Below are 22339 nucleotides of genomic sequence, written 5' to 3'. Positions count from 1 at the left end.
ACAATGCGTATATTAAAAAGGAAGACCGAAATCCTCCTTTTGCATTTAAAGTGGAATAATTTACACCTGTACGTTTATTAAAATATACGTACAGGTGTAGTCGTTAGATACACAATCATTGTTTAGTTTAGCTCAACCATGCAAATACGATATTGGTTTAATTTGCATACGTATGGGTTAATAAACAATGTGTTAACTTAATGAGTGTGTTTGCTTGCTAGATGTTGCAATGTTTTTCACTTTCTGACTAATTTTCATAGAGCAAAATTGAGGTCCACACATCGAACAAAAATGTGCTGATTTATGTGCTTCTTTAGGAAGTGTTTCATCATGCATTTCACGTGCGGTATCTGGGTCTAAACTTAAATTAAATTGATCATCCCATCGAAATTCAAAGCGTGCTTTAGATAGTGCATTGTCTCTGACTTGTGCCCCGGGATGGCCTTTAGCAAGATCTGCTGCATGTGCTGCTATTTTATAGGTGATGATGCCATCTTTAACGTCTTTTTTATTGGGTAGTCCCAGATGTTCTTTGGGTGTGACATAGCATAACATTGCTGTACCATACCATCCGATCATAGCGGCACCAATGGCAGAGGTAATATGGTCATAACCGGGTGCAATATCGGTGGTAAGAGGCCCTAAAGTATAAAAAGGGGCTTCTTTACACACGTCAAGTTGTAAATCCATATTTTCTTTAATCATATGCATTGGGACATGACCGGGTCCTTCAACCATGACTTGTACATCATGTGTCCATGCACGTTGTGTGAGTTCACCAAGCGTTTTTAGTTCGCTAAATTGCGCCTCATCATTGGCATCTTGAATACAGCCGGGGCGTAAACCATCACCTAAACTAAAACAGACATCATATGCTTTCATGATTTCACAAATGTCATCGAAATGCGTATATAAAAAGTTCTCTTTTTGATGCGTCATACACCACTGTGCCATAATTGAACCCCCACGTGACACAATACCTGTCAGTCGTTGACTGGTCAGTGGAATATACGCTTGTAACACGCCTGCATGAATGGTGAAGTAATCAACACCTTGTTCGGCCTGTTCAATCAGCGTATCTTTAAAAATATCCCATGTTAAGTTTTCAGCAACACCATCTACTTTTTCTAGTGCTTGGTAAATAGGGACTGTCCCTACAGGTACAGGGGCATTGCGAATAATCCATTCACGTGTTTCATGAATGTTTTTTCCTGTAGATAAATCCATAATGGTGTCTGCACCCCAACGGGTGGCCCATGTCATTTTAGCCACTTCTTCATCAATTGATGAGCCTAACGCAGAGTTACCAATATTTGCGTTAATTTTAACCAGAAAGTTACGTCCAATAATCATGGGTTCACTTTCAGGGTGATTAATGTTGGCGGGAATGATGGCACGGCCAGCAGCCACTTCTTGGCGTACAAATTCGGCAGTAATGCATTTTATATGTTGTGCACCAAAGTTTTGGCCTTGATGTTGTGTTGCATTGACAGATGCCGCTTGCCGTTGGTTTTCACGAATGGCAATAAACTCCATTTCAGGCGTGATAATCCCTTGTTTTGCATAATGCATTTGTGTGACGTTTTTTTTAGGTTTGGCTTGTCTAGGCTTTTGAATATGTTGAAAACGAATATTTTCAGTTTTGATGTCTTTGGCTCGTTCATTGCCAAACAGGGAGCTTAACCCACCCAACTCGATTGTATCTTGGCGTTGTTCAATCCAACCTTTACGTACTTTGGGAAGTCCTATATTGAGGTCAATGGTTATGTTGGGGTCTGTATATGCGCCAGAGGTATCGTAAACTAAGATAGCACTATTGCTTTCACCTCCTAGTCCTTCTGGGGTGTCAGAGAGTGAAATTTGTCTCATGGGTACACGAATAGACGGTTGATTACCTTCAATATAGACTTTCTTTGATGCAGGAAGTATACGTGTAAGGTCTTGAGCATCTTGCTCAAGCTGGGTGTGTTTATTCGACAGATTCGTTAATGGCTTCAAGATAATGATCCTTATGAAAATCAACGAATCAAGCACTGCCAAAAATGAATGCAAATGTTTGTCTTATATATGGATGGGTATTCCATAGACAATATAAGGGTATCAATTTGTGGTGGCTTGATTCCTACGCAGGTTTTAACCTGATCAGGTTCAACGGTATTCATCATTAAGAAAGACGATTTCTATGGTGATCTCAGCGAGTCGTTACTCGCACTCCGTCAAGCAGGGTTGAATAGTAGCAGATTATTGCCAGTTTTGATGAATTTAAAATAATTTTACTGTTGTTTGTATTTTAAGCAGAGAGGGTGCATCATTTTATGGCTTAGATTGAGAGTAACTCACGTAATTGAGCTTAAATTTAATAAATAATATCGTTGTAATTCATTGTAAACCGAGTATGAGAGATATGTTTTGATTGATGTATGTTTATGTAAGCTATTTCGTACGAAAGATACAGTCAAAAACCACTATAACGCATATTTAATTATGGCAATATGAAGATGTGGGAACAAGATGAAAAAAGTAAAAAAACACAGGAACGTAATAAAACATAAAGACAAAGTATAAAAAAACTCAGAATTATAATAATAACATAGCGCAATATAAAAGGACCCAAGGAAACTTGGGTCCTTTTATATTGCGCTAGCCTGAAATTTTTTAGGTGTTAGTAGGTCTATTTTAGAAAAATCTGATCATTTACTTTGTGTGCTATCTTTGTCTTAAATGCCAATGATTATTTGATTTGAAATATTGGTCACTCTAAATACAATAAAGGATTTTGAATTGCATATATTCCCAACCCTATCAACTGATCGGCTCGTATTGCGAGAATTAACAGTTGAAGATATTCCAAATTTACGAGCAATACATAGTGATGTACATCATATGCGCTGGTTTGGCGTAGATCCTGTCGTGAATTTGAGTCAAGCCGAAAATTTATTTCAAATTTTTCAAAGTACGTTCTCGACTGGTGTAGGGGTGCGTTGGGCAATTGAAAGACGTTCAGATAACGCTTTTTTGGGAACATGCGGATTATTTAAATGGAATAAAGCATGGCATAGTTGTGCTATAGGCTATGAGTTGGCTTCTTTTGCTCAAGGTCATGGGTATATGAGAGAAGCTTTATCCACTGCGATAAGTTACGGTTTTAACACGATGAAGTTAAATCGTATTGAAGCACAAGTTCATACCGATAATATTAGGTCAATAACAACACTTAATACTCTAGGATTTATTTGTGAAGGACTTCAACGACAAGCTGGATATTGGCATAATAATTACCACGACTTATACCAATTATCATTAATTAGATTGGATTATGACGCATGATATCCATCTAATTGATGTAAACGTATTAAGCCTGGTGAGATATTAAGGCTTTAAACGATCTATCTCCTATTAATTTTATAAATATCGAATGGCTAAATTGTATGGACCATAGACCAGATAAGTTATTTTTAATTTACCATTTACATTTCTTTTTTGATTTGGAAGAAACTGAATACGTTCATAAAATTCATGAAAAAGTTACGAATCAAATCTCACATTTAGCCAAAATATTCCCTTTGTTGTTGCGTCCAGCTGGACCTTTACCAAAGCCAATGTTTATGCTTGAGTTTTCAAAAGATGTGATGAGCGAAATTATATTATTTTTTAAACAATATGAAGAAAATTATAGTATTTTGATTCATCCTGAATTGGCGAATGAAGTATTAGCTCATACAGATCATTCTATATGGATGGGTAAAAGAATCCCATTAAGATTAGAGTACCTCACGTAAAATGGGTGCTTTAAGGTGGAATGATGAAAGAAAAAGTCAAATTACGCCATACTAAATATAAATGGCCTAATTCGACGCAATTGGTAAAAGCATTTTGCAATTTGGACACTTTTCACTTAAAATATGTACTTGCTGTAGTGATGCATGGCAGGCAGTTTTTTATAAATTGTTTTATATCATTTTTTAACTTTAAGCATCTCGGAGAAATCGAATGTCTTTAACAACTACAGACCGCGCTGAAATCATTGCTAAATTTGCACGTGCAGAAAATGACACTGGTTCACCAGAAGTACAAGTGGCTTTACTTACTGCTCAAATCAATGACTTGCAAGGTCACTTTAAAGCACACAAAAAAGATCACCATGGTCGTCGTGGTTTGATCCGTATGGTTAACCAACGCCGTAAACTTCTTGACTATCTTAATGGTAAAGACCACGGTCGTTATGTTGCGTTAATTGGTGCTTTAGGTTTACGTCGTTAATTCGATTGAGCTACTTTTCGGTACAACGTATGTTATTTATAACATCGGCACTGAAAATAAAGCATAGCTTAGTTTGCTAAGCAATCTGAGAAGGGGCGAATGTTCGCTCCTTCTTTGTGTTTAAAATCTGGTGAAGTCGGCTTCTAAGTTTTGTCATTTATAAATCATGAAAATACCTTATTATAAATGCCAAACCTTAGGGGTCTCCACTAGAATAAATTACTTAGGAAATAACAATATATGTCAATGTTTAATGTAATTCGTAAAGAATTTCAATATGGTCAATATCAAGTTGTACTAGAAACAGGCCGTGTTGCACGTCAAGCCAATACTGTTCTAGTAACAATGGGTGGTGTCACTGTATTGGTTGCAGTGGTTGCTCAACCTACTGCAAAAGCAGGCACAGACTTTTTTCCACTGACTGTAAATTATCAAGAAAAACAATATGCAGCAGGTCGTATTCCGGGTGGTTATGGTAAACGTGAAGGCCGTGCATCTGAATCAGAAACACTGATTTCACGCTTAATTGACCGTCCAATTCGCCCATTGTTTCCTGAAGGCTTCTACAATGAAGTTCAAGTGACTGCAACAGTTGTTTCTTCAGACAAAACGATGGATGCAGACATTGCTGCAATGATTGGTACTTCTGCGGCACTTGCAATTGCAGATACACCATTCCGTGGCCCAATTGGTGGTGCTCGTGTTGGCTTAGTTAATGGCGAATACATCTTAAACCCATCACACGAGCAACTTGCTCAGTCTGATCTTGACCTTGTTGTTGCTGGTACAGAATCTGCAGTGCTGATGGTTGAATCTGAAGCGAAAGAGTTGTCAGAAGACCAAATGCTCGGTGCTGTATTATTCGGCCATGATGAAATGCAAATTGTAGTACAAGCCATTAATGAGTTTGCAGCTGCAGTGGGTACGAAAAAAACTGAATGGGTAGCACCGACACAAAACGAAGAATTACGTGCGAAGCTCAAAGACGCATTTGAAGCAAAAATTTCAGAAGCCTACACTATTGCTGTAAAACAAGATCGTTATAGCGCATTAGATGCTTTACGCACCGAAGCACTTGCACAATTTGTTCCTGAAAATGATGAAAGCGGTATTGCAGATGAGTTAAATGACTTATTTGAAGACCTTAAATACCGCACAGTACGTGACAATATTGTATCTGGTAAACCACGTATTGATGGCCGTGATAGCAAAACTGTTCGTGGTTTAGATGTACAAGTGGGCGTGTTAGATCGTGCACACGGTTCAGCGTTGTTTACACGTGGCGAAACGCAAGCACTTGTAACAACAACTTTGGGTAACACCCGTGATGCCTTAATGGTAGATACATTATCAGGTACAAAAACTGACAGCTTCATGCTGCATTACAATTTCCCTGCATACTCAGTAGGTGAAACTGGTCGTGAAACTGGTCCAAAACGCCGTGAAATTGGTCATGGCCGTTTGGCTCGCCGTGGTGTGTATGCTGTATTACCACCTGTAGATCGTTTCCCATATGTGATTCGTATTGTATCTGACATTACAGAGTCAAACGGTTCATCATCTATGGCTTCTGTATGTGGTGCATCGCTATCATTAATGGATGCAGGTGTACCTTTAAAAGCACCAGTTGCAGGTATTGCAATGGGTCTTGTGAAAGAAGGTGAGCGTTTCACAGTACTTTCTGACATCTTAGGCGATGAAGATCACTTAGGTGATATGGACTTTAAAGTAGCAGGTTCTGAAAACGGTATTACTGCACTGCAAATGGACATTAAAATCGAAGGTATTACCGAAGAAATTATGGAAGTTGCATTAAATCAAGCGTATGCAGGTCGTATGCATATCTTGAATGAAATGAATAAAGTCATTTCTCGTGCTCGTCCTGAAATTTCTGCACATGCACCAACATTTGAAGTGATTAGTATTAATCCTGACAAAATTCGTGATGTGATTGGTAAAGGCGGTGCAACGATTCGTCAAATTACTGAAGAAACGAAAGCAGCGATTGATATTGAAGACAATGGTACAGTACGTGTATTTGGTGAAACGAAAGCCGCAGCACGTGCAGCGATTGCAAAAATTCAAGCACTGACTGCTGAAATTGAGCCGGGCACAATCTACCAAGGTAAAGTCATTCGTATTGTAGAATTCGGTGCGTTTGTAAACATTATGCCGGGTACAGATGGTTTGTTACACATCTCGCAAATTTCAAATGAGCGTATTGCAAACGTGACTGATGTATTGACTGAAGGTCAAGAAATTAAAGTCCAAGTGCAAGATGTAGATAATCGTGGTCGTATTAAATTGTCTATGAAAGACATCGAACAAGCTTAAATCTTGTTTTAATTTAAAAAAGTCCGCTTGATGCGGGCTTTTTTTCATTCCACAATAGTGACTTAAACAATAAGTATGACGTTTTTTATGAAAAATTATTATTTTTACCGTCACAAAGACACAGGTGTTTTAAGTGTGTCTCAGCAACATGTGAGTCAAGAACAGATTGCTTTTGTGTGGATTGATTGTGTTCGAGAAGATATTGTTCATGCTGCAGATCTTTGGCAAGAAAAAATCAAAATGCATGCCGACCTTATTGTGAATGAGTTTCATGTTGCAGATATTTTAAACATAGAGCACCCTTGTGGCTTTGATACGATGGAAGAGTATGATTTTTTAACATTCCGTAAAATCATGACTCCTGCAGATCAGCAAATTCTTGACAATCAGTCTACTGAGCAACATCAAAGTGAATTTGGTTTATTGACTACACCTGTAAATTTTATTATTACAGAGAAGTATTTAATTACAGTACGAGAGCGTGGTAATAAATCCATACTAAACTATTTAGATAGACTCGCTGGTGTATTAGAAAAAAATGTTGCTGAACAACATAAACTTAGACGCTTACCCAGTAATCCATTGAATTTAGCACTACGTTTACTCAATAGTATGATTGATGACTATTTGGGATTACGAACACCATTGACACGTCGTGTTGAGTTTTGGCAAACAGAATTATTGCAAGGAAAGCACTACTTCAAACAGTGGCAACAATTACTCCAAGAAAATATGGCTTTTCAGCAGGTTGAAAATTTGTGTGAAGAGCAGATTGAAACTTTACAAGAACTCAGAGATGAAGTCGTAGAAAATCATCACCATGTGCATGATGCACCATCATCTGTAGACAGTTTAGATTTAATTTTGGTTCGAATTAATGATTTGGTGAGTCATGTAGAACGAACTCAAAAACATACATCAAGGTTACGCCAATCAATTCAGTCTGCCATAGATTTGCACTTTTCTGCAATTTCTAACCAAACCAATGAAAATATGCGTATTTTAGCAATTATTACCGCCATATTTGCACCATTGACATTGCTGACGGGTATTTACGGCATGAATTTTGAGTCAATTCCGGGTTTAAAATCACCTGAGGGTTTTTGGGTGATGTTAGTTGCGATGTTACTAACAACGCTCTTACTTACATTTTATTTTTACCGCCGCCATTTGGTGGGGCGAGGTGAAAAAAGTGTCGTAGATATGCTGTCGCAGTCGAATCAAAAGAATGTTAATTTATTTACAATTTTGAGTGTGGAACCCATCAAAAAGACCATTAAAGAAGTTGAAAAAATGGCCAAAGGTGAGAAGTAAAACATAGCGTGGCCTGCACGCTACGTTTAATGTGAGATTAGTATGTCCAATCTACACGAAGCAATACGCTTGCAGGGCTCCCTAAGAAGTTATTACCGCCATTAATACGTACTCGGTTGTTTTCATAATAACGTTTGTTGGTGATGTTATCGCCAATGAGGTTAAATGACAGGTTTTGTGAGTAACTATAACGAATGTTGGCATTCCAAAGGGTGTAGCCACCTTGGTAAATATTATACAAGCTATTGGTATCTGTTTGTGCAGTCACACCTACACCTGCTGACCATTTTTTAAGCGCGCCAGGGAGTTGATACTGTGAATACAGTTTAAACATATGCTCGGGGGTGTGTTTACTGAAGTTGCTACCAGATAAGTAGGTTAAACTTTCGGTATTTAAATATTTACTTTTATTATAAGTATAGCCTGCAAAAATTGCCAAGTCGTTGGTGATTTTACCAGAAACTTCTATATCTATACCACGGCTACGCACTTTTCCTGACGGTACAGAAAAACTAATATTGTTGTATGTAGCGGCAATCGGTCTATTTTCTTGCTCAATTTGAAACAAGGCTAAAGAGGCATTTAAAAGACCACCAAACAGCTCAGATTTAATGCCAATTTCATCATTTTTACCAACTATAGGATCCAAAATTTGCCCTGATAGATCACGATTAGATTGTGGTTTAAAAATTTCAGTGTGGCTTGCGTATAGGCTTGTGTTGTCTGTTAAGTCATAGGTTAAGCCAATATATGGGATAAACTTATTCTTTTTGACTTCACGGTTTTTGGCATATTCGCCATCTGTTTTACCACCAGTAATGGCATAGTAAGTGCTACCATTGGTAATAGACTGTGCATAACGACCTGCAAGGGTTAAGTAAACATCTTGAAGTAGATTAACCCGTGTACCTAAAGTTGCTGCAGTTTGCGTAATATAGTTGGTGTAGAACCAATTTAAATTTAAAGCACCATTCCAGTTCGGTACAGCTACAGATGCTGGATTAAATGTCGTTACATCGTAAGCCGTTGAGTTTAAAATACGACGCCATTCAGATTTTTCATAAGTGCTGACATAGTTTAAATTCGCAAATACATCATGTGTTGCATTAAATAGGTTGTATTTACCATTTAAAGAAATTTTAGCGGTGAGCTCATCGCTACTGTTGTCATAGTATTGATAGTTATTCATGGCTAATTTTTGGTTGCTACTGGTTAATCCTGCATAGCTTGTACCCAATTGAGCTAAACCACCTACATTTTGTAGAGATTTACTCCAAGTACTATTCACCTGAGCATTCAAGCTCCAATCATCGTTGAATTTGTGCTCGAGCTCTGCAAATGCATTATATTTTTCAAAATTAAGTTTAGACCAACTTGAGCCTAAATATATACTTGCAGGTAGCCCTGAATCTACACCACCCAATGCCATTGGAATACCAAAGTAGTCTGGGACTTCATGTGATTTTTGGTACATCGCACCGATACGTAACAATGTTGCAGGGGTAAGATCAAAATCTAAAACACCATAAAATGTTTGATTGTCTTTAGAAACGTTATTTTTATATGAGTCACTGTCTGTACCAATAGCAACAAAACGACCACGTACACTTTCGTTACTGTTGAGTGAGCCAGAAACGTCAAATACAGAACGTAAGTTATTCCAGCTTCCTGCTTGTAAGTAACCTTGCATTTGAAATTCTTTGGTTGGATGCTTACGTACAGCATTGAGAGTACCGCCTGGTTCGCTATAGGCTTGGGTTAAGCCAGTTGCACCACGAACGACTTCAATATGGTCATAAATATCTAAGTCAGTAAAGCTTGAAGAGGTTCTGTAAGCATTTGAACCAGAGCCAGGCATGGTACTGCTTAGACCATCTTCTTCAATTTGATCGATATAAAAACCACGTGATTGATAGCGAAAACGTCCGCTATCACGAATGACATTAATTCCTGTAGCCTGTTTCATCGCACTTGTGACAGTAGTCAAACTTTGATCTTTAATTTGTTCTTGTGTAACTACGGAAATAGATTGAGGGGTTTCTTTTTGTGTTAATTCAAGCCCAGTTGCCGTCTTCATGGTTGAAGATTTATTTGATTCAGCACGAATGGTTTCTAACGGCGTTGCATCGCTAACAGGTGTTTCTGCAGCAAAACTGTGCATAGAGATGGCAAATAAACTGGCACATAAAGGTTTTAATAAAAAACTTTGAGGGTAATCTGACATAATTAAAATAGAGTGTGAATAAATGTAACTGTAGTTTATACAAATGAAAGTAATTATCAATTGCCTTTAATTAATCATTTAATGAAAGGTTGTTATAAAAGGCTTTCGTATTGAAAATAAAAATTTATATTAGGAAAATATAGACTATTGAGATTTACTTAAATTTTTGTAATATATCGTGGCTTTTTCTTCATCACGGTGTCATATTTTGCTAAGATAATTTCAACGAAATAAACTAAGTACGATAAATAATGGTGATGTAATATTGATCCCATGCGAGGTAAAAAATGCCAGTTAGACTCATCGCTGTAGATATGGACGGTACATTTTTAAATGGAGAAAAACAGTACAACAAGCAGCGTTTTTCAAAGCAGTTCTCGCAACTCAAGCAACAGGGTATACATTTTGTTGCTGCAAGTGGTAACCAACTTTATACCCTAAAAAACTATTTTTCTGAAATTCAAGATGAAATTGGCTATGTATCAGAAAATGGTGCTTTTGTTGTTGATGGTACAACAGAAATAAACTTTGCTCACTTTGACCCTCAAGTGGCGAAAGTCATGCTTGCTGATCTGATGGTGGATTATGCAGAAGGTGTTATTTTATGTGGTAAAGAGGGTGCTTATGTAGATGAGCAAACACCTGCTGAAAATATGCCTAAACTCAATAAGTACTTTAAACGACTCTTTTGTGTAGAAGACTTATTGCAAGTCGATGATTTGGTCTGCAAAATTACCATTAATACCAGTAACTATGACTTTGATGAGTTAACTCATGCACTGAATCAAAAGTCATATATTAAAAACAACCAAGTTAAAATGGTATCGAGTGGCTTTGGCTTTATTGACTTAATTATACCCAACCAACATAAAGCCTTTGGCTTAAGCTTTTTGCAGCAGCGTTGGAATGTGACTGCAGAAGAAACGTTAGTCATTGGCGATAACAATAATGACATTGAAATGGTAAAAATGGCAAAATTTGGCATAGCGATGGACAACGCCATACCAGAATTAAAGCAAGTGGCAGATTATGTAGTTGGCCACAATGAAAAAGAAGCTGTACTTGATGTACTTGATGCTGTTTTAAACAGTGAGTCCGATGCACAGCTGTCTACAAAACTGGCTGGGCTTTGCTAATTTAAATACCCATGAAGGGAACATCTTTCTCATCATGGGTATAGAGTGGTTTAAAACCAAGTATTGAGAATTTTTTGATATTCTCCAGTTTCTTGAGCAAGATGAAGCCATTGATCTACATATAGCTTCCAAGCCATATCATTGATGGGAAGCATGTATGATTTTTCACCATACTGCAAAGGTTTATCTGTATTTATAGCGCATAAAGTCGGATAGTGTTTTTTCTGATACAGTGCTTCTGAGGCTTCTGTAATCATGACATCGGCTTTGTTATCGGCCAATTGTTGAAAAATTCCTAAGTTATCTTGGCTGAGTGTTAGCTTGCTATTTGGCAGATATTTTCGAGCAAAGGCTTCGTTGGTGCCCCCTGTAGGTTCAATCACACGTACAGAAGGTGTGTTGATTTGTTCAACTGTCTGATATTTTTGGCTGTCATTACAACGTACAAATGGTACTTTGCCATCGATATCAATGCGATGACTAAAAAAGACTTGCCGCTGTCTAGCCAAGGTGACTGAAATGCCTCCCATTGCAATATCACACTTTCCTGCCACTAGATCAGGTGTTATGGTTTTCCAAGTCGATTTGATATAGTGAGTTTTAACCCCTAAACTTTGAGCTAAAGACTCAGCCATAGAAATGTCTGTGCCTTCGTATTGGCCATCTGCTTTTAAAAAACTATAAGGCTTATAATCCCCTGTTGTGCATACATCAAGCTGCCCCTTGTGAGTAATACTTTCTAAACGTGATTCTGCGTACACTTGTGTAGTTGCTAAAGCCACAATACCCAGTACAAAAATAAATTTCATCGACCCATCCTTTATTTGAGTTTTTATACATACTCATTTTTAATATATAATAAAGCAATTTTTAGACCATTTAGATGATTGTAAATCTCGTTTATGAATACAAGTACTCGCCTGATAGGGTCTAAAAGCCACTTATTTTGTTAATTTACGCACATATTTAACAAAATATAAGCGTAACTTAATAAATCATCGCTATACTATAAAAGCCTAAACTATTACGAAATGATTAGGTCGCTTCTAAGAAATCTATAGAGCCGATAATATGCTTTTGATGAATGTTGAACAGTATCGAAAAAACAATTGGAAAATCCTGTGTGATTTCGATGGTACGATTAGTTTGCAAGATACCACAGATGAATTGCTTGAACATTTTGCTGATGATGGTTGGCAAGAGGTAGAAGAACTGTGGGAGCAAGGAAAAATTGGCTCTAAAGAGTGTATGCAACGCCAAATTGCATTGCTGAATGTAAGTAAAAAAGACTTAGAAGCCTTTGTACAAAATATTAAGATAGACGAAGGTTTTCTAGAGTTTGTAAAGCTGACCAAATACTATGGCATCCCATTAACGATTGTAAGTGATGGTCTAGACCAAGTGATTCGTTATATTTTAGCGAAATACAATTTAATGCATGTCCCTGTGATTGCAAACCAGTTACAGCAAGTGAGTGACACACGTTGGCAATTGGCGTTCCCCAATGCCAGTAAAGCATGTAACTCACAGTCTGGAACGTGCAAATGTAAAGTATCGAAACAACACCAACAATACAAAACGATTTTAATTGGTGATGGTCGCTCAGATTTTTGCTTATCTGAACGTGCAGATTATGTGTATGCAAAAACGTCGTTATTGAAACACTGCCAAAAAAACAAAATTAGCCATGTTGAATTTAATCGTTTCGATGAAATTAATGCTTCTCTTGGTCAGTTTGTACATTCACAAACCCTCACGAAGGTTCGTTTATGATAGCCGACCATTCTTTCTTACTTGAAGGAAACCGCACAGGTATTTTATTGATTCATGGGCTTACAGGTACGCCGAATGAAATGCGTGGTCTCGCACGCCGTTTTCATCAAAAAGGTTATACTGTAATGGCGTTACAGCTTGCAGGGCATTGTGGTACGGTTGAAGACCTCGTAAATACGACATGGCAAGATTGGTACAAAAGTGTATGTGATGCTGCAGAGCAACTCAAACAACATGTTGACCATGTTTTTGTGGCAGGTTTGTCTATGGGGGCACTACTGGCACTGAATTATGCCACTGAGCATCGTGTTAGTGGTGTAATGAGCTACAGCCCTACATTTAAATATGATGGTTGGAGTGTGCCACTGTGGTCAAAATTTGCAGCCCCGATTCTTCTACCTATTGTATATAAGTTAAATATCTTTAGAAATCTAACGTTTGATGAAGCTGAACCGTTTGGAATTTATAATGAAAAACTCAGACAGCGCATAGTACATTCAATGCAACACGGCGACAGCAGTGAAGCAGGATTACCTGGTAATCCGTGGCATTCATTGTATCAATTGCAATGTCTTTCTAAAGTCGTTCGAAAAAATCTATCTGCAATTACTGCGCCATGCTTGCTCATACATGCGTATGATGATGATATTGCACACCGTAAAAATAGCCAACTCATTTATGATCAAGTTCAAGGGCCGAAACAATTAGTTTGGCTTAAAAAAAGTTATCATATGATTACAATCGATAATGATCGTGAACAAGTGATTACAGACTCTTTGGCATTTATTGCACAGTATGCGCAAGCATAGGATACCTATATGAATGCTTTAGTGGTCATGGTTTGGATGTTTACGATTGCAGTAGATACAGTCGGGCAGTTGGCATTTAAAGCTTTGGCAATCAAAGGTTTAGAGTATGAAGGTAAAGCACGCTGGTTGGCTTTTGCGAAAATGCCAATGCTGTGGTTTGGTGTTACTTGTTATTTGATTGAATTTGTCGTGTGGCTTGCTTTTTTATCACTGGTTCCTTTATCTGATGGAGTCATGCTTGGCTGTATTAATATTGTGGTAATTATGATTGCAGGACGCTTATTTTTTAAAGAACAGCTGACCAAAGAACGCTTAATTGGTGTGTTATTTATTAGTGCAGGCGTTGCCGTCATTGGGTTAGGCTTATGAGATTGTTTTATTTAGTCGGTTTTTCTGTGCTGATGCTATTTGATACATTGGCTCAGATTAGTTTCAAGCTTGCATCAAATCATGCATTACCACTCACTTTTGATTTACCATGGTTGGCACGAGTGTTTGGTAATGTTTGGATCTATGGTGCACTTATTGGCTACATTGGTTCATTTTTTACATGGATGACTCTACTGGAAAAAGCACCAATAGGGCCAGCAGTCGCAGCATCACATATTGAATTGATTAGTGTTACATTGTTATCGGTTTGGTTGTTTAACGAGCCACTCACAGTATTTAAAGTCTGTGGTATGGCTCTGATTGTGATTGGTGTGCTGTTTTTAGCGAAAGGTGAGGCTGAAATTTATAAGCAACAACAGCAATGACTTACTCTCGCCAAGCAGTATTCATACGCTCAATGAGTCGGTCATTCAGAGATTGTTGTTGATTTTGCCATAGATCTAGCTGGGCTTCAGGCATGTATTCTTGTGCATCTAGCTTGCTTAAAAACGCTTTAAACCATTGCTTATATTGATATAAAGAAATATCACCTGTAATGTCTGCACCCATTAAACGTCCTGCACATGCATCAATGAGTGTATGTAAATGCTGTTCTAAAAACTGACCTTGATCCCAATTGGTTTTCACCACGTCTTTCGACAAAATATCTTTATCAATGGATAAATAAACAGGTAAATTGACCGTCTGTAGTGTATCTAAAAACTCAGCCATCAGTACATCTGGGAAAGCAAAATTACGTGCAGCATGCTTGGCACCAATGTGTTTAAGCCAACTGGCATCTTGCTGTACACTCCAATAGTGGAGTTTGCCTTTTTTGAGCGGTGACCAATGGTTTTCCCAAGCGTGGCTCAAGCCAATATCATTTGAACTAATCCCTAAAACATCTATGCGTGCAACATGTGGTAACTGGCTTGCCCAGTAGACCCATGAGCCACAATGAATACCAAAAGGATAGCGCATGTTATCTGGGTGATTGTCACAGACTACAAGGTGAATGGGTTCGTCTTGCTTTAAACGAGAGAGCAGTAAATAACTTAAATGATGGTAATCACCACTGCCGAGTAAGGCACATCCTTGCTGAGCAGGTGCAGGAAGTTGGGTTGCTAAATGTGCTTCTAACTGTTTAAAGTCATGCCATTTACAACCAAAGCGAATTTTTTCTTGCCATGATTGTAATGCAATACGTTGCCAAGTATTGTTGGGTTGAGCCGAGGAGTCATCAAAATTTAAAATAACAGGTGGTCTGGTCACGGTCATTGGCCCTATGTCTATTGCTGTTGATGCCAATGGGCATCTGACTCAAATAAATGTCTGAATTTCTTTAGTATAAAGCGAAGCATGGGTGATTTTACCCATACAAGGTGTTGTGTAAATGTAAATTGTGCACCTAGCTGTGCTTTGACTTCAGGGTCTGTCCAACCTGCAACGTAAAAGTCGAGTGCATTTGATTTGGCATAGTCTAAATTTACAAACCAACTGATGAAATATAAGTTGTAATCGAGCGCAAGGGAATAGTTTAGCCCAATATATTTATCAATTAACGCATTGTTATGAATGTAACAAATATTGTAACCTACCAATACCTGTTCTTTCCAATACATAAATACACGGCCATTTTGGCTGTGTTCTTGTAAAATTGTTGTGAAAAATTCAAGACTGAGCAAGTCGAAGTGAATATCACTTTGTTGGTAAACTTCTAGGTATAAAGCATACAGCTGTTTGAGCGTGTCTGGGTTGTTGAAATATTCATCACCTGTATGTTTTACATCAATATGTAATTCATCTAAATGTTTGAGTTTTCTTTTAAAATTTTTACGTCTACTTTTTGAAAAACGACTTAAAAAGTCCTCTTGGTCGAAAAAATCTATTTTGACATAAGCTAGAGCTTGTCCTTCTACTGCCAAAAAACCTTGTTTTTGTGCTTCTTGTATAAGTTGTTGGCTAAATAAATTGTCTTTTGCAGGGAGTAAGGGGGACTGTAGAGGTAAATCTTTAATAATGGTTAGGCTGTGTTGTTTACAGTGAGGTTGTATGCGTTCTAGCAGTTGCTGGGCGGTATGTTGCTCAGGCAAAGGGGTGTATTCGGTAACAGTTGTACCAATAAATTGTGTTGGAAATTCAACTAGGCTTTGCCAATATTTGTACCCAAGTAAAGACTGTATTTTTTTACGCAGTGGGGTATCAAGTGTGGTAAGTAAATTGAATTGAGTGCTAAATGCATAAAAAGATGCATCTAGCGCACAGGCTTTAAATGTATGTGGTGGATGCTTTAAGAAAGCATCCACGAGACATTTGGGCTCTACATGATTAAAACCATTGTCCATAAGTCGGTTTTACATTTCCTTTTTAGCACGAACCAAGAGTTGATCAAGAAGTACTAACGCTTGATCAATTTCAGCACGGCTAATTTCAAGTGATGGTGCAAATGTGATCACGTTTTTGTAGTAACCGCCCACATCTAGCACTAGACCACATTTTTGACCTTGATACTCTAAAGTACCAGACAAGCCAATGTCTACCATTTTGTCGAGGAGTTCTTTGTTTGGCGTAAAACCATCTGTTTGACAAATTTCTGCACGAAGTGCTAAGCCTAAACCATCTACATCACCAATTTCTACGTGTTGCTTTTGTAGGGTTTTGAGGCCATCTAGGAAATATGCACCACTTTCCATAATTTGTGTTTCGTAGTCTTTTTCAGCCAACATGGTCATAAGTTCTAGACCAACGGCTGTGCCGAGTGGGTTAGATGCAAATGTTGAATGTGTTGAACCTACTGGGAAAGTTGTTGGGTTAATGAGTGCTTCTTTTGCCCAAATCCCTGCGAGTGGGTTTAGACCATTGGTCAGTGCTTTACCAAATACAGTCACATCTGGCGTAATGCCAAAGTGTTCCCAAGACCAAAGTTTACCCGTACGGTAAAAGCCCATTTGAATTTCATCAACAACCAATAAAATACCATGGTCATCGAGTACTTTTTTCAAGCCTTTAAAGAAGTTTTGTGGTGGAATCACATAACCGCCCGTGCCTTGAATGGTTTCCATATAGAATGCAGCAAATTCGCTTTCACGAACTTTTGGATCCCATACACCGTGGTATTCAGTTTCAAATAGGCGAGCAAACTCTGCAACACATTTGTCGCCATATTCTTCAGCAGTCATGCCTTTTGGACGACGGAAAGGATACGGGAACGGAATGAAGTGTGCACGTTCACCAAAGTGACCATAGCGACGACGGTAGCGGTAGCTTGACGTAATTGATGATGCACCTAAAGTACGACCATGGTAACCGCCCTCAAACGCAAACATACGGCTTTTACCATTACAGAAGTTACGGATCACTTTGAGTGAGTCTTCAATGGCTTGTGAACCACCCACGTTATAGTGGATACGACCAATTTCACCTGTTTTTTTGAAAATATCTTCAGCAATGACTTTACTGAGTTCAATTTTAGTTGGGTGTAAGTACTGGCTTGCCACTTGTGGCAAAGTGTTAATTTGTTCAATTAAACGGTTGCTTAATCTTGGGTTTTTATAACCAAAGTTAACTGCTGAATACCACATTTGTAAGTCAAGGTACGGCGTGTTTTGGTCATCATATAAATAGCTGCCTTCGCAGTTAGTAAAGATTTTTGGCGGTTCTACATAGTGTACTGTATCACCATGTGAACAGTATTTTGCTTCGTCCAAAAGGAGCTGTTTTTCATTAATCGCCATAAGTGAATCCTTATCGTGCTTTAAAGGTCTTTAATATTTTATTGTGATTAAACGCTATAAAATATTTAAAGAGAAGTTGTGTTTAAAATCGGTACAAAATGCCTAAGGTATTACTCACGTCAGCAACTTTATCGACCATGGGGCTCAGCTGCTGTTGTCTCGATAAGCGTGTGACTTGATGGCTACTGTAGAGTGTCCAATGTGAGTTAATTTGATAACCAATGTCTAGGTTAAAGTAAGGTTGAAAACTACTGTTTGGTGTATAAGCAGTGATTTGACTACGTTCGGCTTCTGCTGTGCTAACACCATAGTAATAGTTGTTGTATTGTTTGTTGTTCCATTGCACGCCAAGCTCTGGAGAAAATGTCCATTTCTTGTAGTGTGCTTCAGCGAGATAGGCAAAGGTCGCAAAATAACCGTGGCTATGAGACTGTATATCTTGCTCAGCTAAAACTTGAAATCCGCCATAAGGGGTAATGTAGGTATAGCTGCCCCCTGCCATGAGAGAAGGACGTCTTTTATTCAGCTGGCTGAGTTCATCTGAGGGTTTGAATTCTGTGCTGTCATAATACAGGTTGAGTTTAAGTTGATGTTTTTCTGTATGTAGTGCGTATAGCCCAATTTCATCGCCATCAATATAGGCATATTTTGAATCAAAAAAAATGCTTGGAAATGTGGTGACTGGAAAGTTATTGTTTTTATAGGCTTGAATGTCAATAGTGCCCGCTACACCGACTTGTAAAGCAGTTGATGTATCTGCATGGGCATAGAGCGTCGTGCTTAAAAACATGACTGCAGTGGCGCCAATAGTATCTTTAAAGCGTTTTACATAATCTAGCATATAGATGTATTGACCATATTTTTAGCACGTACTTCTAGTTATATATAAATTTAATATGTCATTATTAGGTCAATATTAAAAAAAAGTAAATATTTTATTGTTATTTTCATACTTTAGCCGTTATTTCACATCATGATCAAGCCTTAATAGGTCGATCATGATGAGTTCTGTTGTCCTTTTAGCTTAAATGCCGTCCAAACAATGCCAGTGCTTCTTCTGCATTAAAGGTATATTTTGCGTTACAAAATTGGCAGTCCATCTCAATTGGATTTTGTGCACTTAAAGTGTCTTTGACCGCATCTTCACCAATATGAATTAATGCATTTTCACACTTTTGTTGTGAGCAAGTACATGAAAATTCAAGTTGTTCAACCTCTGGCAAACGTACATCTTCTTCATTATACAAACGGTATAGAATCTCTTGCGCATCGAGCTGTTTAAGCTCATCTGCTTTGAGCGTGTTTGTGAGCATGATTAGGCGTGGCCATAAGTCTTCATCTATATGTTCTTTTTCTTCCTCTGTACGTGGTAGAAGTTGGATGAGTAAACCACCCGCTGCTTGAGCATCGCTTGCAAGTGCAATATGGGTTGGAATTTGTGCAGACAATGCATAATACTGCATGAGGCAACCTGCCAAAGTCGGTTGGTCAAGTGCAATAATACCTTGATAGCGTTCACCAAACTCTGGGTCAATATTAATAAATAAAATTGGCTGCTGTAACGTTGAAAATAGCGTACTGCTGTCAGAGGCTTGTCCAAAACGTGCATCTTCTTCAAAGTCAGCAAGTGCTCGTAGTTGCCCCAAATGATTACATTCGGCCATGGCCCATTTAAAAGACCCTTGCGCTTGTATTTGTAGACTAATATTGCCTTTTATTTTTAGTGTACTGGCTAAGAGTGCTGTGGCACTGAGCATTTCACCTAATAATACTTCAACGGCTTGAGGGTAGTCACGTTGCTTTAAAATGGTGTGTAACGTGTCGGTGAGTTGAACGACTTCACCACGAACAGGACAATTTTCAATATAGAATCGTTGACGTAAGTTTGACATATTTTTCTCCAATTTAAGCGGTAAATGGTGGCATTGTATAAAAAGACAAGTGATTAAGAATCCTTTCTTGAAACATCTACCCGTGATGTGTGAGGGTGACGTTTTAAGTTTACAGTTGGCGCATCACTTTCTACCGCAGTATCACGTTCAAACAAGTGCTCTAGTTCTGCAAGTGCATTTTTATGAGTTTCGAAAACTTTTTGTTCATCTTGATAAATGCTTTGCTGCTCAGCAAGTAGCTTTTCGTCATAACCTCGAAATAACTCAATATGTTGGTAAGCTTCAGTTTCATCAATACCAAGCTCTCGTAGTGTTTGATAGGCCATACCTAGTGCAGATAAATAGGTTTCACGCCAAATGTGAACAACTCCAATGTCTTTGAGTAAATGAACATGATGGCGATTTCTTGCACGAACCAAGAGTTTGATCTGAGGGTAGTGTAGGCAAATGTGCCGTGCTGTTCGAATTGAATCTTCAACGTTGTCGATAGCCAGTACAAAAATTTTGACATGTTCAATCCCTGCGGCACGTAACAATTGTGGCTGAGTCACATCGCCATAATACAATGTACCTCCGTATTGGCGAACAAAATGAATTTGTTGTAGGCTTGAGTCGATTGCTGTAAATGGAATGTGTTGTAAGCGGGCAATCCGTGCCACAATTTGTCCAACACGGCCAAATCCTGCAATAATCATAGGTGCATTGTGCGCTGGAATGTCATCAAAAGCTGTTGAGTTATGCACCTCGAAACGAGGAATAACATAGCGTGAAACCAGCCAAAATAAAATAGGTGTGAGTACCATAGATAAAGTCACAATAAGTGTGACCGGTTGTGTAATTGCATTTGAAATAATGTTTTGGCTATGAGCAACGCTAAACACCACGAATGCAAACTCTCCGCCTTGTGCAAGGCAAGTACCCAATAAAATACTATTTTTCCAACTGTTTTTATAACGCCGTGCAATCAGCAACATGACGCTTGCTTTGATGATGAGAAGAGCAATTGCCCCACCGATAATAATTAATGGCTGACTAAAAAGTACAGATAGCTCAGTGGTCATACCGACCGTCATAAAAAAGAGTCCTAATAATAGTCCTTTAAAGGGAGCAATATTGGATTCTAACTCATGCCGAAATTCTGAATCTGCCAATAAAACTCCTGTGAGAAAAGCCCCTAAAGTGGTGCTAATGCCTAAAATATCCATAAGTAATACAGTAGATAAGACAATAAAAAGCGCAACAGCTGTCAGTAATTCGCTTGCACCACTACGCGCAACAAAGCGAAAAAATGGGCGCATAACAAAACGACTAAATAAAAATAATCCACTAAATACCGCAATAATCGCTGCAAAATAAGCAATACCATGATGTGTGCTAGATGTACCTGCTAATAATGGAATCATGGCTAATAATGGAATGGCTGCAATGTCTTGAAACAGTAAAACTGAAAAAGCATTTTGCCCATAACTGGTGTTGAGCTGTTGTTTTTCATTCAGTAATTGTAATACAAAGGCGGTTGATGACAGTGCTAAAGCAAAACCAATACAAAAACTGGCAGCGAGACTTTGCTTAAAAATAAGCCAAGTACCTAACATTAAAATAGTACCTGTGAGTGTTACTTGTAGACCTCCCATGATGAAAATGGCTTGTCTGAGCTTCCATAGTCGTTGTGGTCTGAGTTCGAGACCTATTAGAAACATTAAAAAAATGACACCAAAGTCACCCAATTGCATAACAGCAGATGCATCATGTGCGATGTTTAGTACACTTGGCCCCAATAAAATTCCTGTAATGAGGTAGCCTAATACGGTGGAAATACCAAAGTGTTTTGCACAGGGCACGATGAGTAAGCTGGCTGCAAGGAACAGAGTGATTTGGAGAAGTAAAGACATATTGTCGCCTTGGCTTGGTACAAAGTGGGTCTTGAATAGTTTAGAATGAAAATGCGCAGATAGGATAGTTATAGGTATCTTTAGGTCGATAAATTGATATTTTTTATATCTTCAATGTTAATCACGTCATCACATAGTGCAATGAATTCTACGGAATGTGTAATAACGATGATGGTACTCACTTTTTGTTTTAATATCTCGATGGTTTTTATCGCCATAGCCTGATCTAAAGCAGATGTGGGTTCATTTAGAATAAGTGTTTGAGGTTTTTTGAGTAGTGCACGAATAATATTTATTCTTTGTAACTCACCTCCTGAGAAGTTGTTGGCAATTAAGTCGATGTTGTCATCAAGTGCAATTAAAGTTTAACCGCATAATTGTTTGAGAGATAATAATAAATGGGGTTGTTAGTTGAATAATATACGTACTGACTAAAACAAAAAATGCCTGAATTAATGACTTTGTTTTGAAAAAGATAGGCAGAAATGAGCATAAAAGATAATAAAAAATGGCAATAAAGAGTATTTGATAGATCATTATCGTGCCAATTTTAACATTACTTTGAAATGTTTTAGAGGTATATATGTTCACTATATTATTGA

19 protein-coding genes, 1 pseudogene and 1 riboswitch are annotated in these 22339 nt (G+C 38.1%); of the genes and pseudogenes, 10 read left to right on the top strand and 10 right to left on the bottom strand.

Annotated features, from left to right (window positions below; translation table 11 throughout):
- Window positions 1-219: 219 nt before the first annotated feature.
- Window positions 220-1998: pseudogene (gene thiC / locus BLS38_RS00590) on the bottom strand (phosphomethylpyrimidine synthase ThiC); the annotation flags it as partial.
- Between the two features lie 104 nt (window positions 1999-2102).
- A riboswitch (TPP riboswitch) is annotated at window positions 2103-2226 on the bottom strand.
- A gap of 555 nt (window positions 2227-2781) precedes the next feature.
- Between thiC and BLS38_RS00585 the strand changes: the two are divergent.
- The 5 genes from BLS38_RS00585 (at window position 2782) to BLS38_RS00560 (ending at window position 7908) form a co-directional block, all read left to right on the top strand.
- Window positions 2782-3327, top strand: coding sequence for a GNAT family N-acetyltransferase (locus BLS38_RS00585; RefSeq protein ID WP_092746683.1), 546 nt, complete (start codon window positions 2782-2784; stop codon window positions 3325-3327).
- A gap of 101 nt (window positions 3328-3428) precedes the next feature.
- Window positions 3429-3779: a DOPA 4,5-dioxygenase family protein gene (locus BLS38_RS00580; RefSeq protein ID WP_092746392.1), complete on the top strand. Its 351-nt coding sequence runs from the start codon at window positions 3429-3431 to the stop codon at window positions 3777-3779.
- Between the two features lie 211 nt (window positions 3780-3990).
- Window positions 3991-4260, top strand: coding sequence for a 30S ribosomal protein S15 (gene rpsO, locus BLS38_RS00570; protein WP_092746390.1), 270 nt, complete (start codon window positions 3991-3993; stop codon window positions 4258-4260).
- 246 nt (window positions 4261-4506) lie between these two features.
- On the top strand, window positions 4507-6594 hold the full coding sequence (gene pnp / locus BLS38_RS00565; RefSeq protein ID WP_171258511.1) for a polyribonucleotide nucleotidyltransferase: 2088 nt from the start codon (window positions 4507-4509) through the stop codon (window positions 6592-6594).
- Between the two features lie 87 nt (window positions 6595-6681).
- Entirely contained in the window at window positions 6682-7908 is a 1227-nt protein-coding gene (locus BLS38_RS00560; RefSeq protein WP_092746388.1) for a magnesium transporter CorA family protein, read from the top strand.
- A 37-nt stretch (window positions 7909-7945) separates the two neighbouring features.
- Here BLS38_RS00560 and BLS38_RS00555 read toward each other — a convergent pair whose 3' ends face one another.
- Window positions 7946-10132, bottom strand: coding sequence for a TonB-dependent siderophore receptor (locus tag BLS38_RS00555; protein ID WP_092746387.1), 2187 nt, complete (start codon window positions 10130-10132; stop codon window positions 7946-7948).
- Between the two features lie 287 nt (window positions 10133-10419).
- Here BLS38_RS00555 and BLS38_RS00550 point away from each other — a divergent pair, with 287 nt between their 5' ends.
- On the top strand, window positions 10420-11268 hold the full coding sequence (locus BLS38_RS00550; protein WP_092746386.1) for a Cof-type HAD-IIB family hydrolase: 849 nt from the start codon (window positions 10420-10422) through the stop codon (window positions 11266-11268).
- A gap of 50 nt (window positions 11269-11318) precedes the next feature.
- On the opposite strand, the gene BLS38_RS00545 is transcribed toward BLS38_RS00550, so the two are convergent.
- Window positions 11319-12077, bottom strand: coding sequence for a transporter substrate-binding domain-containing protein (locus BLS38_RS00545; RefSeq protein WP_092746385.1), 759 nt, complete (start codon window positions 12075-12077; stop codon window positions 11319-11321).
- Between the two features lie 262 nt (window positions 12078-12339).
- Between BLS38_RS00545 and BLS38_RS00540 the strand changes: the two genes are divergently transcribed.
- Genes BLS38_RS00540 through BLS38_RS00525 form a run of 4 tightly spaced genes read left to right on the top strand, consistent with a single transcriptional unit; the run spans window position 12340 to window position 14605 of the window.
- A complete protein-coding gene (locus BLS38_RS00540; RefSeq protein WP_092746384.1) occupies window positions 12340-13041 on the top strand; it encodes an MtnX-like HAD-IB family phosphatase in 702 nt (233 codons plus the stop codon).
- Window positions 13038-13850, top strand: coding sequence for an alpha/beta hydrolase (locus BLS38_RS00535; RefSeq protein WP_092746383.1), 813 nt, complete (start codon window positions 13038-13040; stop codon window positions 13848-13850). The genes BLS38_RS00540 and BLS38_RS00535 overlap by 4 nt, the downstream gene beginning before the upstream one ends.
- 9 nt (window positions 13851-13859) lie before the next feature.
- Complete coding sequence (locus tag BLS38_RS00530) at window positions 13860-14219, top strand: EamA family transporter (protein WP_092746382.1); 360 nt, start codon at window positions 13860-13862, stop codon at window positions 14217-14219.
- Entirely contained in the window at window positions 14216-14605 is a 390-nt protein-coding gene (locus tag BLS38_RS00525; protein WP_092746381.1) for a DMT family transporter, read from the top strand. Before BLS38_RS00530 ends, BLS38_RS00525 begins: the two co-directional genes overlap by 4 nt.
- Window position 14606: 1 nt before the next feature.
- Here BLS38_RS00525 and BLS38_RS00520 read toward each other — a convergent pair whose 3' ends face one another.
- From BLS38_RS00520 to BLS38_RS13320, 7 genes are all read right to left on the bottom strand, one after another.
- Window positions 14607-15497 (bottom strand): hypothetical protein, encoded by an 891-nt coding sequence (locus BLS38_RS00520; RefSeq protein WP_092746380.1) that lies wholly within the window; start codon window positions 15495-15497, stop codon window positions 14607-14609.
- Window positions 15498-15508: 11 nt separating this feature from the next.
- Window positions 15509-16564: a GNAT family N-acetyltransferase gene (locus tag BLS38_RS00515; protein WP_092746379.1), complete on the bottom strand. Its 1056-nt coding sequence runs from the start codon at window positions 16562-16564 to the stop codon at window positions 15509-15511.
- A 9-nt stretch (window positions 16565-16573) separates the two neighbouring features.
- On the bottom strand, window positions 16574-17953 hold the full coding sequence (locus BLS38_RS00510; RefSeq protein ID WP_092746378.1) for an aspartate aminotransferase family protein: 1380 nt from the start codon (window positions 17951-17953) through the stop codon (window positions 16574-16576).
- 82 nt (window positions 17954-18035) lie between these two features.
- Window positions 18036-18794, bottom strand: a complete 759-nt coding sequence (locus BLS38_RS00505; RefSeq protein WP_092746377.1) for a MipA/OmpV family protein — start codon at window positions 18792-18794, stop codon at window positions 18036-18038.
- Between the two features lie 178 nt (window positions 18795-18972).
- A complete protein-coding gene (gene hslO / locus BLS38_RS00500; RefSeq protein WP_092746376.1) occupies window positions 18973-19845 on the bottom strand; it encodes an Hsp33 family molecular chaperone HslO in 873 nt (290 codons plus the stop codon).
- Between the two features lie 53 nt (window positions 19846-19898).
- On the bottom strand, window positions 19899-21737 hold the full coding sequence (locus BLS38_RS00495; RefSeq protein ID WP_092746375.1) for a monovalent cation:proton antiporter-2 (CPA2) family protein: 1839 nt from the start codon (window positions 21735-21737) through the stop codon (window positions 19899-19901).
- 80 nt (window positions 21738-21817) lie between these two features.
- Window positions 21818-22078: an ATP-binding cassette domain-containing protein gene (locus tag BLS38_RS13320; protein WP_425283441.1), complete on the bottom strand. Its 261-nt coding sequence runs from the start codon at window positions 22076-22078 to the stop codon at window positions 21818-21820.
- Window positions 22079-22339: the final 261 nt, after the last annotated feature.

It is taken from the genome of Acinetobacter boissieri (assembly GCF_900096955.1).
Classification (GTDB): Bacteria; Pseudomonadota; Gammaproteobacteria; order Pseudomonadales; family Moraxellaceae; genus Acinetobacter; species Acinetobacter boissieri.
Note: the sequence above shows the minus strand (reverse complement) of the source record. Positions and strands in the feature narration are given on the sequence as shown.